Origin of the sequence: Ornithinimicrobium faecis, assembly GCF_023923225.1 — a bacterium.
Classification (GTDB): Bacteria; Actinomycetota; Actinomycetes; order Actinomycetales; family Dermatophilaceae; genus Ornithinicoccus; species Ornithinicoccus faecis.
Genome location: NZ_CP099489.1, coordinates 1,852,245 through 1,868,111 on the forward strand (window position 1 = coordinate 1,852,245; position 15,867 = coordinate 1,868,111).

18 protein-coding genes are annotated in these 15,867 nt (G+C 68.5%); 7 read left to right on the forward strand and 11 right to left on the reverse strand.

The window, feature by feature from the left end; genetic code table 11:
- The first annotated feature begins 10 nt into the window (after positions 1-10).
- Both NF556_RS08530 and NF556_RS08535 read left to right on the forward strand, forming a co-directional pair.
- Positions 11-1,372: a class II 3-deoxy-7-phosphoheptulonate synthase gene (locus tag NF556_RS08530; RefSeq protein ID WP_252595212.1), complete on the forward strand. Its 1,362-nt coding sequence runs from the start codon at positions 11-13 to the stop codon at positions 1,370-1,372.
- Positions 1,369-2,430, forward strand: coding sequence for a threonine aldolase family protein (locus tag NF556_RS08535; RefSeq protein WP_252595213.1), 1,062 nt, complete (start codon positions 1,369-1,371; stop codon positions 2,428-2,430). The genes NF556_RS08530 and NF556_RS08535 overlap by 4 nt, the downstream gene beginning before the upstream one ends.
- On the opposite strand, the gene NF556_RS08540 is transcribed toward NF556_RS08535, so the two are convergent.
- Positions 2,419-3,027, reverse strand: a complete 609-nt coding sequence (locus NF556_RS08540) for a hypothetical protein (protein WP_252595214.1) — start codon at positions 3,025-3,027, stop codon at positions 2,419-2,421. The genes NF556_RS08535 and NF556_RS08540 overlap by 12 nt on opposite strands.
- Before the next feature lie 92 nt (positions 3,028-3,119).
- Between NF556_RS08540 and NF556_RS08545 the strand changes: the two genes are divergently transcribed.
- Positions 3,120-3,698: a TetR/AcrR family transcriptional regulator gene (locus NF556_RS08545; protein ID WP_252595215.1), complete on the forward strand. Its 579-nt coding sequence runs from the start codon at positions 3,120-3,122 to the stop codon at positions 3,696-3,698.
- A 205-nt stretch (positions 3,699-3,903) separates the two neighbouring features.
- On the opposite strand, the gene pknB is transcribed toward NF556_RS08545, so the two are convergent.
- Positions 3,904-5,868: a Stk1 family PASTA domain-containing Ser/Thr kinase gene (gene pknB, locus NF556_RS08550; RefSeq protein WP_252595216.1), complete on the reverse strand. Its 1,965-nt coding sequence runs from the start codon at positions 5,866-5,868 to the stop codon at positions 3,904-3,906.
- A 70-nt stretch (positions 5,869-5,938) separates the two neighbouring features.
- Positions 5,939-7,123, reverse strand: a complete 1,185-nt coding sequence (locus NF556_RS08555) for a LysM peptidoglycan-binding domain-containing protein (protein WP_252595217.1) — start codon at positions 7,121-7,123, stop codon at positions 5,939-5,941.
- 196 nt (positions 7,124-7,319) lie between these two features.
- On the opposite strand from NF556_RS08555, the gene NF556_RS08560 reads away from it, so the two are divergent.
- On the forward strand, positions 7,320-7,700 hold the full coding sequence (locus NF556_RS08560) for an Rv2175c family DNA-binding protein (RefSeq protein WP_252595218.1): 381 nt from the start codon (positions 7,320-7,322) through the stop codon (positions 7,698-7,700).
- A 48-nt stretch (positions 7,701-7,748) separates the two neighbouring features.
- On the opposite strand, the gene NF556_RS08565 is transcribed toward NF556_RS08560, so the two are convergent.
- From NF556_RS08565 to NF556_RS08575, 3 genes are all read right to left on the reverse strand, one after another.
- The gene (locus NF556_RS08565) at positions 7,749-8,162 is read right to left on the reverse strand and encodes a TraR/DksA family transcriptional regulator (RefSeq protein ID WP_252595219.1); all 414 of its coding nucleotides are present in this window, start codon (positions 8,160-8,162) and stop codon (positions 7,749-7,751) included.
- Positions 8,159-8,545: a DUF5990 family protein gene (locus NF556_RS08570; protein WP_252595220.1), complete on the reverse strand. Its 387-nt coding sequence runs from the start codon at positions 8,543-8,545 to the stop codon at positions 8,159-8,161. The genes NF556_RS08565 and NF556_RS08570 overlap by 4 nt, the downstream gene beginning before the upstream one ends.
- Before the next feature lie 98 nt (positions 8,546-8,643).
- On the reverse strand, positions 8,644-9,027 hold the full coding sequence (locus NF556_RS08575; RefSeq protein ID WP_252595221.1) for a Rid family detoxifying hydrolase: 384 nt from the start codon (positions 9,025-9,027) through the stop codon (positions 8,644-8,646).
- A gap of 156 nt (positions 9,028-9,183) precedes the next feature.
- Here NF556_RS08575 and NF556_RS08580 point away from each other — a divergent pair, with 156 nt between their 5' ends.
- The gene (locus NF556_RS08580) at positions 9,184-10,233 is read left to right on the forward strand and encodes a zinc-dependent alcohol dehydrogenase (RefSeq protein WP_252595222.1); all 1,050 of its coding nucleotides are present in this window, start codon (positions 9,184-9,186) and stop codon (positions 10,231-10,233) included.
- 139 nt (positions 10,234-10,372) lie between these two features.
- Positions 10,373-11,491 carry a WD40/YVTN/BNR-like repeat-containing protein gene (locus tag NF556_RS08585; protein WP_252595223.1) on the forward strand — a complete coding sequence of 373 codons (1,119 nt, stop codon included), beginning with the start codon at positions 10,373-10,375 and terminating at the stop codon, positions 11,489-11,491.
- A gap of 49 nt (positions 11,492-11,540) precedes the next feature.
- Here the strand turns inward: NF556_RS08585 and NF556_RS08590 are convergent, their stop codons facing one another.
- From NF556_RS08590 to NF556_RS08605, 4 genes are all read right to left on the reverse strand, one after another.
- On the reverse strand, positions 11,541-12,521 hold the full coding sequence (locus NF556_RS08590; protein WP_252595224.1) for an LLM class flavin-dependent oxidoreductase: 981 nt from the start codon (positions 12,519-12,521) through the stop codon (positions 11,541-11,543).
- Between the two features lie 71 nt (positions 12,522-12,592).
- Positions 12,593-12,979 (reverse strand): nuclear transport factor 2 family protein, encoded by a 387-nt coding sequence (locus tag NF556_RS08595; RefSeq protein WP_252595225.1) that lies wholly within the window; start codon positions 12,977-12,979, stop codon positions 12,593-12,595.
- A gap of 30 nt (positions 12,980-13,009) precedes the next feature.
- The gene (locus tag NF556_RS08600) at positions 13,010-13,486 is read right to left on the reverse strand and encodes a flavin reductase family protein (protein WP_252595226.1); all 477 of its coding nucleotides are present in this window, start codon (positions 13,484-13,486) and stop codon (positions 13,010-13,012) included.
- Between the two features lie 47 nt (positions 13,487-13,533).
- On the reverse strand, positions 13,534-14,004 hold the full coding sequence (locus NF556_RS08605; RefSeq protein WP_252595227.1) for a MarR family winged helix-turn-helix transcriptional regulator: 471 nt from the start codon (positions 14,002-14,004) through the stop codon (positions 13,534-13,536).
- A 123-nt stretch (positions 14,005-14,127) separates the two neighbouring features.
- On the opposite strand from NF556_RS08605, the gene NF556_RS08610 reads away from it, so the two are divergent.
- Entirely contained in the window at positions 14,128-15,150 is a 1,023-nt protein-coding gene (locus NF556_RS08610; RefSeq protein WP_252595228.1) for an MsnO8 family LLM class oxidoreductase, read from the forward strand.
- A 210-nt stretch (positions 15,151-15,360) separates the two neighbouring features.
- On the opposite strand, the gene NF556_RS08615 is transcribed toward NF556_RS08610, so the two are convergent.
- Positions 15,361-15,846, reverse strand: coding sequence for a mycothiol transferase (locus tag NF556_RS08615; protein ID WP_252595229.1), 486 nt, complete (start codon positions 15,844-15,846; stop codon positions 15,361-15,363).
- Between the last annotated feature and the right edge of the window lie 21 nt (positions 15,847-15,867).

Sequence of the window (15,867 nt, forward strand, 5' to 3'; positions counted from 1 at the left end):
CGATGGCCAGGTGACCACGGACGTGACCGGACCGCCCCCCATCGGGCAACACTTCGACTGGGCGGACCTGCCCGCCAAGCAGCAGCCCACCTGGGGCGATGCCGAGGCCCTCGAGCGTGCCGTCACGACGCTGAAGGGCTTCCCACCGCTGGTCTTTGCCGGCGAGTGTGATCTGTTGCGCGACAAGCTGGCTGCGGTGACGCGGGGCGAGGCCTTCCTGCTCCAGGGCGGGGACTGTGCCGAGACGCTCGACGGCGTCACCGGCCCCAACATCCGCGAGCGCATCAAGACGATCCTGCAGATGGCGGTGGTGCTGACCTATGGCGCGGGGATGCCGGTGGTCAAAGTCGGCCGGCTGGCCGGGCAGTTCGCCAAGCCGCGCTCCTCCGACTTAGAGACCCGCGAGGACGTGACGCTGCCGGCCTATCGCGGGGACATGGTCAACGGCTTCGAGTTCACCCCGGAGGCCAGGGCGCACGACCCCAACCGGATGGTCAGCGTCTATCACGCCAGTGCCTCGACACTGAACCTGGTGCGGGCCTTCACCACCGGTGGCTATGCGGATCTGCGCAGCGTGCACACCTGGAACAAGGGCTTCCTGGCCGGGCCGGCGCAGTCGCGCTATGAGCAGATGGCCGGTGAGATCGACCGTGCCGTGCGCTTCCTGGAGGCCTCCGGTGTCGCCGACGCCGAGGAGTTGCGGCGGGTGGAGTTCTATTCCAGCCACGAGGCGCTGGTGCTGGACTATGAGCGGGCGCTGACCCGTCGCGACTCGCGGACCGGCCTGCCCTACAACACGTCTGGTCACTTCATCTGGGTGGGCGAGCGCACCCGCGGCCTCGACGACGCCCACATCGACTTTGTCTCCCAGGTCCACAACCCGATCGGGGTCAAGCTGGGTCCGACCGCGACCCGTGACGACGTGCTGCGCCTGGTGGACAAGCTCGACCCGGAGGGCACGCCCGGCCGGTTGACCTTCATCACCCGCATGGGTGCCGGCAAGATCCGCGACCTGCTGCCACCGCTGCTGGAGAGCGTCGGTGAGGTGGCCCACCAGGTGGCCTGGATCTGCGACCCGATGCACGGCAACACCTTCACCTCGCCCAGCGGTCACAAGACCCGCCGGTTCGAGGACGTCATCGACGAGGTCGCCGGCTTCTTCGAGGCGCACCGCGCGGTCGGCACCTGGCCCGGCGGCATCCACGTCGAGCTGACCGGCAACGACGTCACCGAGTGCGTCGGCGGCTCCGGTGCGCTGGACGTGGCGGACCTCGGCCTGCGCTATGAGACGCTCTGCGACCCGCGCCTGAACCACCAACAGAGCCTGGAGATGGCCTTCCAAGTCGCCTCGATGCTGGAGGCCGGGCGGTGAGCGAGGCCGTGGCCGACGTGACGGCTGACCTGCGCTCGGACACGCTGACCCGCCCCACGCAGGCGATGCGCGAGGCAATGGCGAGCGCGCCGGTCGGCGACGACGTCTATGGCGAGGACCCGACGGTCCTGGCGCTGCAGCGTCAGGTCGCCGACCTGCTCGGTCACGAGGACGCGCTCTTCACCCCCACCGGCTCGATGGCCAACCAGCTGGGGGTCCGCCTCCACGTGGCGCCCGGTCAGGAGCTCGTCACCGACGATCTCGCGCACGTGCTGCGCGCCGAGATGGGGGCGGCAGCGGTGCTCAGTGGCATCTCCGCCCGCAGCTATCCCACGACCGGTGGTCTCCTCGACGTGGACGCGGCGATGGCCCTCGCGGTCACCGAGGGCGGTGCTTATCAGGTCGGCACGGCCTGTGTCGTGGTCGAGAACACGCACAACTTCGGCGGCGGCACGATCCAGCCGCTGGAGGCGATGCAGGACCTGCAGGAGCGGGCCCACGCGCGCGGCATGGCGGTCCACCTCGACGGCGCCCGCCTGTGGAACGCGCACGTCGCGACCGGCACCCCGCTGGCCGACTATGGCGCCTGCGCCGACACGGTCTCGGTCTGCTTGAGCAAGGGGCTGGGTGCCCCGGTCGGCTCCCTCCTGGTCGGCTCGTCAGACCGTATGCAGCAGGCGCGGGTCTGGCGCAAGAGGTTCGGCGGAGGCATGCGGCAGGTGGGCATCCTCGCGGCGGCCGGTCGTTATGCGCTGGAGCACCAGCTGGACCGACTGGCCGAGGACCACGCACGCTGCCAGCAGGTCGCGCAGGCCGTGGCCGCCGTGAACCCCGAAGCCGTCGACCCGGGCGCGGTGCACACCAACATCCTGGTCCTGCGCGTGGCGCCCGCCGGGTGGAGTGCTGCCGACTTCATCGAGGCCGCGGGGGAGCGGGGCGTGCTGGGCTATGCGACCGGGCCGGAGCACGTCCGCTTCGTGTGGCACCTGGACGTCGACGACGCTCAGACGGACCACGCCGCGGCCGTGCTCACCGAACTGTTGGCCTCACGCGCCTGACTGACCTGACGCCAACTGTGCGGCAGCGGGATGGAACAGCGACGGGATGAGCCGGCGGTGGACCGCGGAGAGCGGGGGCCACACGACGGAGCCGATGGGACGGTCATACTGCAGGGCCGTCGTCAGCGACACCGACTCCCCGTCGGTGTGGATGACGAGGCTGGCGCGCAGTGCCCAGGACTCGGTCTCCAGCCTGATCCAGCCCTCACCGGCCCCGGCGTCATCACTGATCTCGGCGATCCGCCAGCCGGCGACGGTCAACGGCGAGCGCCCGTTGGCCAGGTGCAGCTGCAGGACGCCCTGCCAGATGAACCGCTCACCCAGGCTCGGGACGTCGCCGAACAGGGCGCGCGCCCACTGCTCAGCCGTTGGGGTCGGAGATGTCGCCGCGATCGGAGCGAGGGTGAAGTGGTCGACGTAGTCGACACAGGGCAGCCCGGTGCGCTCGAGGACGGAGGCCTCCACCTCGGAGACGCCGACGGCGCCCGTGATGCGAGGACGATCAGGACCGACCGGACGGTGGGGTGCCTGCCCAGCGGACGGTGTCGTGGTCGGTGTCGTGGGCGGGGTGCTGGCCAGGGGCTGGCTGTTGGACATGGGAACCTCTCATTTATACGGATGCGTATAAATTGAGCGTAACGCCATGTGTACGGTGGCGTATACAGGTTTTCTGCTCAGGAGGTGCAGGCATGGCAGCCACGACGCTCACGCCGCGTGAGAAGTGGATCGAGCAGGGGCTGCAGGCCCTCGCCTCGGGCGGCCCTGAGTCGGTCCGCATCGAGGCGCTGGCCAAGGGCCTGGGCGTCACCAAGGGCGGCTTCTATGGGCACTTCAAGGATCGTCGCGCGCTGCTGACGGCCATGCTCGACTCCTGGGAGCGCGAGAGCACCGACGAGGTCCTCGTGACCATCGAGCGCGAGGGTGGCGACCCGAGGACGCGGGCTCGACGTGCCGGTGCCCTGACCTTCTCCGACGACCGGCTCCGGCCGCTCGACCTCGCGATCCGGGACTGGGCGCGCCGGGACGGTGCCGTCGCCGAGCGGCTGCGACGCGTGGACAACGCCCGGATGGGCCTGCTGCGCGAGATGATCGGCACCGTCTGTGCCGATCCCGACGAGGTCGAGGCGCGCAGTCTCCTCGCGTTCTGTGTGGCGATCGGGGAGGGCCTGCTGGCCGTCGACCACGGGGAGCGCACGAGGTCGCAGGTCCTGGCCGCGGCAACAGACCTGCTGTTTGCCACACCCGAGCCGATCCAGGACCGGACCTAGAGAGCCTGACCTGGCCCTCGGCATACCGTGCACCCGGACAGGCAACGTGGACGACCGCTCGGCATCGTCGCAGGTCAGACGCCTGGGCCTGCTGACTGGCCTCGACATCGCCTGTTTGGCTGCACGCCTCAGCCACTCAACGGACGGGCCACCCAGCGGAAGGGGCGGCAGCGTCTGAGGCGGGCAGCGTCTGGCGGGCAGCGGGTCAGACGATCTCGAGCACGACCTCGGTGCCCCGCTCGACCATCTCGCCGGCGTCGACGCTCTGCGTGCGCACGGTGCCGAAGTATCCGCCCAGGACGTCCTTGCGGGAGGCCTCGAAGCCAGCGTCGGTCAGGATCTGCTCGGCCTCGCCCCACTGCTTGCCGATCACCGAGGGCACCTCGATCAGCTCGGGGCCCTTGGAGACGGTCAGCGTCACGGTGTCGCCGCGGAAGCCGGTGCCGCTCGCAGGGCTCTGTGAGACGACATCGCCCTCCTCGACCGAGTCGCTGAAGACCCGGTCGGGGTTGACGACGACCTCGAAGCCCGCCTCGGTCAGCGTCTCCTCGGCGTCGGTCTGCGAGTCGCCGGTGACGTCCGCGATCTCGATCGGCTCACGGCCCTGGCTGACGGTCACGGTGACCTCGGCGTCCGGTTTGAGCTCGGCGCCCTCCTCGGGCTCGACGGAGATGACCTGACCCTCCGGGATCGTCTCGTCATAGACCAGCTCCGGCTCGCCGACGGTCAGGTTGGCGTCCTCGATCATGGGCGTCGCCTGCTCCAGCGTGCGACCAATCACCAGGGGCACGGCATACCGCTCCGGACCCTGCGAGACGGTGAGGGTGACGTCGCTCCCGTGCCGCAGGGAGGTGCCCGGCGAGTGGGAGGCGTCCATGACGATGTCGGGGGCCACGGTCTCGGAGTATTCGAGCTCGACGACCGTGTCCAACTGCTCGGCGTCCAGCGCCGCGCGCGCGTCGGTCTCGGTGAGCCCCTCCAGCGTCGGCACGGGGGAGTGCACGCCGGGTCCCTCGGTGAAATACCAGGCAGCACCCGCTCCGGTGGCCCCGATCAGGACCAGCAGTATGCCGAGGAGCCAGCCCGCGACCTTCATCCGTCGGCGGGGGCGCCGGGGAGCGGAGGTGGTGGCCGGTGCCGGTGTGCGGGCCGGTTTCGTCTTGGTCTTGCGGGGCTTGTTGCCGCTGGTCTTCGCGTAGTGCTCGGGAGCCTGCCGGGGGACGGCCATGGTGTCGGTGGGCCGCAGGGGACGGGTGTGGTCGAAGGCCTGCGTCAGGTCGGGGTCGCTCACCCGCTGACCCGGCAGCGCGTCGAGCTCGCTGTCGGAGAGCTGCTGGGTCGAGTGGCGCAGCTCGGTCAGGGCCGCGCTGCCGTCGGTGGGTCGCCGCTCGGGGTCGGTGGCGGCCGCCCACTGGATGAAGGCGTCGATCTCGGCCGGCACGGTCGCGACGGTGTCGGAGGCCCGCGGGACCTCGCCGTGGACGTGGGCATAGGCGACCTGCACGGGGCTGTCGCCGGGGAAGGCCTTGACGCCAGTGAGCAGTTCATAGAGCAGCAGCCCGGCCGAATAGATGTCGCTGCGCTCGTCGGTGCGACCGCGCTCGACCTGCTCGGGTGCCAGATAGGCAGCGGTGCCCCAGACCAGCTCGTTGCTGTGGCTGGACGTGGCGGCCGTGACCGCTCGGGCCAGGCCGAAGTCTGCGACCTTGACCATGCCGTCGTGACGGATCAGGACGTTCTCGGGCTTGACGTCGCGGTGGGCCAGGCCAGCCTCGTGGGCGGCCGAGAGTGCCTGCAGCACAGGATCGATGAAGCGCACGGCGTCGCGGACGCTGTGCGCCCCGTGCTCGGTGATCTCCTCGCGCAGCGTGCGCCCCTCGACCAGCTCCATGGCCAGGAAGACCAGGTCGTCGTCCTCGCCCTGGTCAAAGACCGAGACCACGTGCGGGTGGGACAGGCGGGCCGCGGTGCGGGCCTCCTGGCGAAAGCGCGTGACGAACTCCTCGTCGCGGGCCAGGTGGGCGTGCATGATCTTCAGCGCGACCTTGCGGTCCAGCCGCAGATCGGTGGCGCTGTAGACGGCCGCCATCCCGCCCTTGGCGAGCAAGGACTCAACTCGGTATCGACCGTCGAGGACACGGTCGATCACGGCGGAGGTCGCGGTGCTCACCCCTTGAGGATACGGAGACTCCTCGGGAAAACCTTGGAGGCGGGGTGGTGAGCGGCCCCGCCCGCGCCCCTCACATGCGGTCGCGCAGGTTCTGGATCGCCTTCACGTAGTTCTGGGTGTCGGGATACATCCCGTTGTTCTGCACTCCGGCCAGACCCTGGTAGTAGCCCGCGATGGCCTGGTCCTCGTTGTCGGCCGAGCGCAGCAGGGCGCGCATCACGACGGTGCCCGCAGTGGCGTTGTCCTGCGGGTCCAGCAGGTTGAGCTTGCGCCCGACCATCGAGGAGGCCCAGTCACCGGTGGAGGGGATGACCTGCATGGCGCCGATGGCGTTGGCGGGGGAGACGCTGCGGTGGTTCCAGCCCGACTCCATGTAGCTCAGCGCGAGCATCAGGTCCGGGGAGACCCCGTGGCGGTTGGCAGTCTCGCGGATGATCTGGGACATGTCGTCGCGGCTGGGGACCGGCGCCTGCGCCAGGTGCTCCCGGTTGGCGGCGGCCGAGCCGGCGACCTCGTCGCTGTAGGTGTAGTGCAGGAAGGTGTTCGGGGCGCCCTCCTTGGCTCCCTCCCCATCGCGGTATGCCGCGGTGCGGGTCGCGCTCGCCGGCAGACTGACCTTCTGGCCGACCTGGAGGCCCCGGGCGTTGACGCCCGGGTTGGCGTTGAGCAGCGCACTCAGCGAGACGTCGTGGCGGAGCGCGATGCCGGAGAGGGTGTCACCCGAGCGGACGGTCACCGAAGCGCCCGAGGTGCTGCCGGACGTGCTGCCCGAGGAGCTCGAGCCGCTGTCGGACGTGGCGGCCGAGGCGCTCTTGGAGCCGGGGACGGCGAGCCGTTGGCCGGGATAGATCATGGCCGAGGGCAGCTTGTTGGCCTTGATGATCGCCGACACCGAGACGTCGTGACGGGCGGAGATGTGCGAGAGCGTGTCGCCGGGGCGCACCGTGACGGTGGCCGACGAGGAGCTCGAGGAGCTGCTGCCGCTGGAGGACGAGCCGGACGAGGAGGCCTTGCGCGGCACCTCGATGACTGACCCGGCCTGGAGATAGCCACTGATCTCGTTGCGCTTGGCCAGCGCCGAGACGGTGGTGTCGTGGGCGTTGGCCAGGTCGTAGAGCGTGTCCCCGGGCTTGACCCGATAGTCCTGCCAGGCCTTCTTCGAGGTGGCGAGCCGGCCCAGCGGGGCGCGGTTGGCAAGGTCGACGACCGGTGTCTGGACGGTGAGGACGGGGGGCAGGTCCGCGACGGGGCTCATCAGTGGGCCTTTCGGTGGGGCCAGTGCTCGGGGAGTGGCCTGAGATGTCGTTGTGTTGTCTTGGTGGTGCAGTGTTGCGTGGTGGTGCTGTGCTGCCTGAGGGCAGTGGTGATCCTGTGACCAACGTGAAAGTACCTGAGAAAAGCCTGCGGCGCCAGATTTACGGCGTGTCGATCCATGTGGCAGACTGGGTTATGTGGTAAACGACAGCGATGTAACTCCCGCCCCCGACGACAACGACACGACCGGCTGGCTGGCCGTGCCCGACATCATGGAACTCACTGGCGCCTCGTTGGCCCAGGTCAAGACCTGGCTCGCGGACCGCGAGCTCATCGGTGCGCGACGGGGCCCGAACCAGGCGCTCTATGTGCCGGAGTCCTTCCTGACGCAGGAGGGACCGCTGTTCCCGCTGCGCGGCACCTTCACGGTGCTCAGCGACGGTGGCTACAGCGACGAGGAGATCATCGCCTGGCTGCACGAGCCCGACGACACGCTCCAGGGTGGCAGCGCGATCGCCTCCCTGCGCGAGGGCAACAAGACCGAGGTGCGCCGCCGCGCCCAGGAGAGGGCGATGTAGGTCTCGCCCTGGCAGTGACTCAGGCGGTCCGGCCCGCGTGGCCGCGACTCAGGTGACGTTGCCTGAGGCAGCCGCGTCCGCGTGCTGGACGCAGGTGCGCGCCGTGGGCCGGACCTCCAGGCGCTCCCGAGGGATCGGAAGCCGGCAGACCTCGCAGCGGCCGTAGGTGTCGTCCGCGATCCGCTCGAGCGCCGCATCGATCTCTTGCAGGTGCCTGCGCACCTGGTCGGTCACGGCCGCGAGCTGGGCTCGCTCGAAGGCGATCGTCTGCCCCTCCGGGTCGTGCTCGTCGTCGGCGTTGGAGTCGCGGGAGGCCTCAAAGAAGGAGCCCATGTCCTCGGCCAGTGCTCCGAGCCGGGACTGTAGGGCCGCGCGCTGTTCCCGGAGGTGCTGGGCGGGATCGAGGTGCTGGGCGGGAATGAGGTGCGGGGTCGGGTCGGGGGCGCCGGTGGCGGAGGTCATGGTCCGACGGTGATCGTGGTGGGCTGGACCCTGGCGCAACGTGGCATCCCGGACTCGTCGGTGAGATCGAGGTCGAGCGTGATCTGTTCGGCGTCTCCCGGGAGTCCGTCCAGCATGACCTTCGCGCGACGGAACATGGTGAAGGAGTCGGCCTCCACGGTGCCCCAGGTGAGATAGACAAAGCGCTCGCCCCTCCGGCCATGGACGGCGGGGCCGTGGAAGTCACCGTTGTCGGTCCGCAGGTTGGTGACCCACTGTGCCGAAACAGCATCCGCAGGCACCAGATCGACGGGGTCCTGGCGGACCTGGAGGCCGACGTGAATGTTGGCGTGCGGGCCGCATGTCCGTCCGGGCAGTCGGTGACCGCGGATGACCAGGCGCATTCCGCCAGGCTACGCGCCCGACTGAGTCGCACTCACTCGCTCAAGGAGGTCACGGCATACGGTCACTGGTTGCGGACGACCTCGCCGACCAGGTGCGGTTAGCGAGCAACGAGCTCGATCTCGACCCGTGCGCCCAGAGGAAGTTCTGCCACAGCGACCGTGGTGCGGGCCGGGTAGGGCGCCTCGAAGACAGTCGCATAGACCTCATTGACGGCCGCGAAGTCGGCCATCGAGATCAGGTAGACGTTCACCTTGATCACATCGGCCAGCGTGCACCCGGCGGCACCGAGCACGTGCTTCAGATTCGCGAAGACCCGTTGGGTCTGGGTGCCGACATCGCCGTCGACCAGTTCGCCGGTTGCCGGGTCGATCGGGGTCTGACCGGAGACGAAGAGCAGACCTGCCCCTTTGTCTCGCACGGCGGGGGAGTAGGGACCGATCGGCTGGGGTGCCTCGGGTGCGGAGATGGCGGTGCGGCCCACGGGATCCTGCTTTCGTCAGAGGTTGTCGGGAGTCTAGGACTCTCGCTCAGGCTCGGGCGCTGAACCCGGCTGCTGGCCGGAGCACCTGTCTCGTTACGGTGCTAGGTGCCCCGCCAGCCACGGGGCGTCCCCGTCGCCTGGTGAGGAGCAGCAAGCATGTCGGACGAACAGCGTTATCTCAGGGTGAGTGGTCCGCGCACTCTGGAGGAGTCGGTCTTCACCACCCCCGAGCCCGGTCCTGGACGCGTCGTTGTCGACATCACCTATGCCGGCATCTGCGGCACAGATGTGCACGGCTACACGGACGGCAGCATGCTCCCACCGGCCGTGTTTGGTCATGAGTGGACCGGCACCGTCGCGGCGGTGGGCGACGGCGTCACCCTGGTCGTCCCCGGGGATCGGGTCGTCGGTGGTGTCGGCTCAGCGTGCGGACGCTGCGCACAGTGCCTGGCTGGTCACTCGAAGAACTGTGACGTCGTCTTCGCCGAAGCCAACGGCGTCGACGAGGAGGCTGCGGACCATGGTGCCTTTGCCTCGCAGGTTGAGGTCTCGCAGCGTCGAGTCATCCCGGTCCCGACGGCACTGTCGGACGTGGATGCTGCGCTGGTGGAGCCAGCAGCGGTCACCTTCCACGCTGTCCGCCGCGCGAACGTTGAACCCGGCTGCCTTGCCGTTGTGGTCGGTGCTGGGCCGATCGGACTGTTGACCGCCCAGAACGCACGCGCAGCAGGGGCAGGGCGGATCATCATCTCGGAACCGTCCGAGGCGCGGCGGGCCACCGCCCGTGAGCTGGGTTTCGATGACGTGGTCGCGCCCGAGGAGCTGCAGGACCGGATGGACTCGGTGACCGGGGGCGTGGGCGCCGACATCGTCTTCGAGTGTGCTGGAGTGCCCACGCTGTTGCAGTCCTCCGCTGAGTTGGTCCGCCGAGGCGGCACGCTCGCGCTGCTGGGCTTCCCGCTGAGCGAGTCCACAGTCAGTTACGCAGACTGGCAGCAGCGCGAGCTGACAATCATCGGCTCTCTCGCATACAACCGCGAGGACTTTGTGGGCGTCATGCGACTGGTCGAGCAGGGCAGTGTCTCGCTGGCACCGCTGCACACCGGGACGATCGAGCTGTCCGAGGTGCAGGACATGCTGGAGGAGCTCGACTCAGGGCGTTCCAAGCACACCAAGGTTCTCGTCGCGCCTCGTCGCCAGGGCTGAGGAGCAGGTCACGCTTCCAGCCTCACGCTGCGGGAGCGGGCTGGAGAATTAGGTCGCGCTCTCGGGATATCCGGGTCTACCGTCAGAACGGTGGGGACGCGCTGATGCTCCCCTCGATGTTCAGGGGAGATCACAGACCATGCGCAGACTGACACGCTCGGGCCTGGCCGCAGCGGCCCTGGCGCTCATCCTGGCCAGTGCCACGTCAGCCGGAGCCACGGACCACGCGCCGCGATCTGCACCGGGCGTGCCAGATGACTTCAGCCCCGCGGCCACCAGTTGGACCTCTCCGAGTCAGGGGTGGGTGCTCGGCTTCGTCCCGTGCGAGGACGGCAGCTGCGCCGAGGTGTTGCACACCATGACGGGCGGAAACTCCTGGGCGGCCCTGCAGGCCCCTGGCCTGCATCCGTCCGAGTTCGGGAACAGCCCCCAGCTCCAGGCAACCCAGACCCGGTGGGTGACGACGCTGGTCGCGACCAACACTGAGGACACCGTCATCAGCACGACCGGCGGGGAGTCGTGGCGTCCGGTGGACGTGCCGGCGGACAAGGTGGGTGACCTGGCCGCGACGACCGATGGGATCTATCTCACGGCACACGCCACCGAGGGGGAGCAGGTGGTCACGACACTGTGGCGCACCCCGAACACCCGGTCTGCGTGGGAGCCGGTGGAGGGCGTTGCCGCCGAGGTGCCCGGTCAGCTGGGGTCGGTGATGAGCGATATCGCCGTCGTCCCCTCGGGGGTGCGACTGGTCGGCACCTCCGCCTTTGACGCTCCCACTCACGCCTGGTCCTCGCCCGACGGTGCCGAGCTCGAGGAGATCAAGGCACCCTGCGGTGACCTGGCGACCCAGTTCTTCGGTCTCGCCGACGACGAGCACCAGTTCGCGCTGTGCAGCCAGAACCCCGGACGGGGAGCCATGGACAAGGAGTTGTTCCGCTCCTCCGACGGAGTCACCTTCGAGTCCGTCGGGACCCTGCCTCCGCGGACCGGCATCACCAGCGACTTCGCCGTCGCCAACGGGGACACCGTCGCGATCGGTGCCACCGGCGGGGACACGGGCATCGTGCACATGACCTTCGACGGCGGACAGACCTGGGAGACACCGCTGTTCGCGGCGGACACCGGGCCGGTCCTCGATCTGAGCTTCCAGGACCAGGACCACGGTGTGCTGCTGACGGGCTATCCGGGCCTGGGGACCAGCGTCATCTACCGGACCTCCGACGGCGGCCACACGTGGGAGCCGCTGGACCTCTGACCCACCGCGCTGACCGCACCGACGCGACAGGGCACGCAGGACGCGCCGGTCAGGTGAGGTAGGCCTCGGCGAAAAGCTCGGCGGACCGAAGCCGTTCCTCCACCCGGGGGCCCTGGTGGGCGATGATGAGCTCGTCGGCGCCCGTCTGCTCGGCGAACTCTGTGACCTTCTGGTGGACGATGTCGGGAGTGCCGACGGCGCTGTAGGTCATCATCTGGCGGAGGTGGTGGGCCTGTGGGGAGTTGAGCAACTCGTCGGCCTGCTCGTCCGTGTACTCGGTGCCTGGGCGTAGGAGCAGTGCCACACGGGTGCGCATGATCTCCTGCTGCTGTCGCTCGGCATCGGCTTGGTTATCAGCGGCGAAGATGTTGTAGGCGGCGATGAGGTAGGGCTTGTCGAGCTGCTCGGATGCCTTGAACTCGCGGCGATACAGCGCGATCGCGTCGTGGAGGGCGGCTGGGGCGAAGTGCGAGGCGAAGGCGTAGGGCAGGCCGAGGGCGGCTGCCAGCCCGGCGCCGAACAGCGAGGAGCCGAGGATGTACAGCGGGACGTCGGTGCCTTTGCCTGGGTAGGCGTTGACGCCCGGGATCCGTGACTGACCGCGCAGGTACCCCTGCAGCTCGAGGACGTCCTGGGGGAAGGTCTCAGCGGAGGCGGCATCCCGCCGCAGCGCACGCATCGTGTTCTGGTCGCCGCCCGGCGCGCGGCCCAAGCCAAGGTCGATCCGCCCGGGGTGGAGGGTCTCCAGGGTGCCGAACTGCTCGGCGACCGTCAGCGGGGCGTGGTTGGGCAGCATGATGCCGCCGGAGCCGAGCCGGATGGTGTTGGTGTGCGCAGCGACGTGGGCGATGAGCACTGAGGTTGCCGAGGACGCGATCGAGGCCATGTTGTGGTGCTCGGCGTACCACACCCGTTGGTAACCGGTCTCCTCCGCCTTCTGGGCCAGGGACACGACGCCGGCCAGTGACTCGGCAACGGTCTGGTCACGGGCGATGGTTGCGAGGTCGAGGATCGAGACGGGGAGCGGCATGGGGCACCTTTCATCGAGAGGGGGGCGCACATTCGTAGAGGCAGACGAGGGCGCGATGGGACAGCGTTGAGTCAGTCGAAGAACTTGCGCTGCCGGAGCTCTCCTCTGCGCCGCCGCAATCGCCATCCGGCCGGGGTCTTGACCAGCTCGTCGTGGTAGTCCCCGGTGACCGGTGGGCCCTCGTTGGGGAAACCGATGAACTTGCTGTGTGCCCGGACCGTCCCGTCGTCGTCCTCGGTGATGCTGACGTTGGTGGTGACATGGGCGTACATGTTGCGGCCCTTGAACGTGGCCACGATGTCAGCGATCCCATGCAGGTCCGGGCGACCACTGTCACCCATCTCGAAGACGAAGTCCTCGGCGAACACCTCGTGGGCACGGTCCCAGTCGTGATCGTCGACGACGTGCCTGTAGTCGGCCAGCAGCTTGTTGATCATCATCGCGTCATCAGGCGTCATGAGCTTCCGAGCTTTCGTTGGTTGCGGCAGTCAGCGCCCAATGGTGTGGGTGCCGAAGGTGTGTTGGCAGTAGGTCAGGGGTCTGGTGTTCGCAGATGGCCTGGCTGTGACCACGTTGCCAAGCACCAGAGTGTGGTCACTGGCCGGGATGCGGGTGGTCACCGTCAGCGTGATCCAGGCGTGCCGCCCGGGAAGGTTGGGAGCGCCGTCCACGAGGGTCCACGGGATGTCGGCGAACTTGTCGGGTCGTTTCGAGGCGAAGTGCGTGGCGAGCTGGCCCTGGCCTACTGCGAGCACGTTGACGCCGACAGTGGATCCGATGGACAGCTTGGACAACAGCGTCGAGTCGTTGTCGAGGGACACGAGCATCATGGGCGGGTCCATGGACAGTGAGATGAAGTCACTGACCGTGGTGCCGTAGGGCACGTCGTTGGCCACTGTTGTCACGACCGAGACCGCGGACGGGGTCTGGGCCATCGCCGCACGAAAGTCTGTCGCGACAGGCACGTGGGCGTCGTTGATGGCTGCTCTCGACGAGGCAGTTCGCTCAGGCCTCAGTGTCCTGGTCCGATCATGACGGGCTCGGTGGCCACGCGCCGCGCCACCTGGGACAGGACTGTGGCGGTGATGGCAAGGTCTTCGGGTTTGATCCCCTCGACGGCTGCCTGGAGGATGTCACGTCGCGCTGCGTGCACGGATTCGAGCGCTCGGATGCCCTCCTTTGTGATGCTGATGAGGAACGCGCGGGCATCGGTGGGCACCCGCTCCCGGGTGACCAGCCCTGCTGCCTCAAGGCGCTTCAGGCGGGGCGTCACGGACGAGATGTCGACCCCGTGGCAGGCCGCGATGTCGGAGACTCGCAGCGCTCCCCGGGTGTCCAGGTGCTCCAGCAGCGACCAGGACGCAGGCGGAAGGTCAAACCCGGAGCGCCGGGCGACGTCGCCGACGGTGTCCCGGTCGGCCAGGAGGCGAAGGACCGTCGCCAGTGAGCGCTCAAACTCATCTAATGTCGCGGCGTTGTCCATGCCGCTGAGCGTAGTAATCGCGCGGACGATAAACAAGTTGGCCCAAACCAAGTATCTGTTACGGTCGGCAAACGGCTCACCCGCACGGGTGTGACGCCCGGACCTGCGAGGAGCGCCTGCCCCATGAAGCTGTCGATCGTCGACCTCGGGACGGTCGCTCCGGACACCACGGAGAGCGATGCCCTGGCTGACTCTTTGGCGCTGGCCCGTCATGCGGAGCGCTTCGGGTTCCACCGGGTGTGGTTCGCCGAGCATCACCTCAGCCGTTCGGGGGCCTCTCACCATCCGGAGTTGCTGATTGCCGCAGCGGCCACACAGACGTCGAGCATCCGGTTGGGCTCGGGGGCGGTGCTGATGAACCACTACAGCCCTTTCAAGGTTGCTGAGATGTTCCAGCAACTTGAGGCGATGACTCCGGGCCGCATCGATCTCGGGATGGGTCGCGCGACGGGTGGCCCGGTGATCGACCTGGCGCTCCAGCAGGATCGGAGCCAGCGCCTCCAGGTGGACCACCAGCAACAGGTTCTTGAGACGCTCTCGTGGCTGTATGGGACCTTCCCCGAGGACCACCCGTTCACCGGCCACCCGCTGATGCCGACCGTTTCGCACATCCCCCAGACCTGGTTGCTGGGCTCGAGCCCGAACGGGTCCAATCTGGCAGCCGGGCTCGGGATCGGTTACACCTTCGCCGGGTTCATCAATCCGTCCGGAGCCGCCGGGGCCATGCGTCACTACCGTGAGTCGTTTCAACCAGGCGGGTTTGGGCTGGAATCACCTCGCGCGATCCTCGCCGTCAATGTCACCGTCGGCGAGGACCAGGACGAGGGGGAGCGCCTCGTCGGCTCGGCGAAAGGGTTCTATGCACGGCTGGGCCGGATGGGTGGCGCCAGCACGGTGCCGTCGGCCGACGTCGCCGCCCGTGAACTCACCGCAGCCCAGCAGGCAGAGCCGACCACGATCAGCGACGGGCAGTGGCCACGATTCGTCGCAGGCGGTCCCGACCAGGTCCGCGCGACCCTGGAGCAGATGATCGAGGAGAGTGGCGCCGATGAACTGATGGTCCAGAACCTCATCGCAGATCCCGCCGACCGCCTGCGTTCCCACGAACTGCTCGCCGACATCTTCGCCCTGACGCCTGCTGCCTAGCGCCTACGGGTCGCTGCCTTGACGATCCACGGGGTGGTGAGGAGCATTCCCAGGGCAGCCAACCCAGCTGCCGTCGCGAGAGCAAGGGCACATATCCGCTGGTCTGGGCCACGGCGGTCGCACGGCATGGCTCAATTTGCCCGGGACGGCTAGCCCCGGCTGACGCACCAATAGAGCAGTTCCACAAGGAATCACGCGCAGGAAGACTCGTCAGTTGACGACGAGATACTGGTGACCGTCGATCGCCTCGCGGGCCATGTCCAGGTGGCCGGCGTGCGTGGCGGTCTCGACGAGGAGTCGAAAGACGCAATGCCGTGCGTCTGCGAACGGTGGAAACGGAAAGACCTCCTCCGAGGGCCACCAACTCGGTGGTGCGTCGAGGTCTGCCCGGGTGAGCACAGAGTCCACGCGGCTGGTCCAGCGCTCATACTGCTCGACGGACTCAGCCCCCGAGATGACCGGAGTTTTCCAGCCGTCCCGGATGCGGGCTATCGCCTCGTCATCTCCACCGACGATCGCGCCGCCCCAGAAGATCTCGACGTCATAGACAAGGTGGTTCAGCAGTTGGGCGAATGACCATCCGGACGGCGCGACGACCCTGGTCATATCCGCCTCGCTGAGCCCGGCGGCACTCGCCAGCACGTGTGACCGCTCCGCCCGCAGGTGCTCGAGGAGCACACGTTGTTCCCGCATCATGACGGCACCGTACGTGAGGGC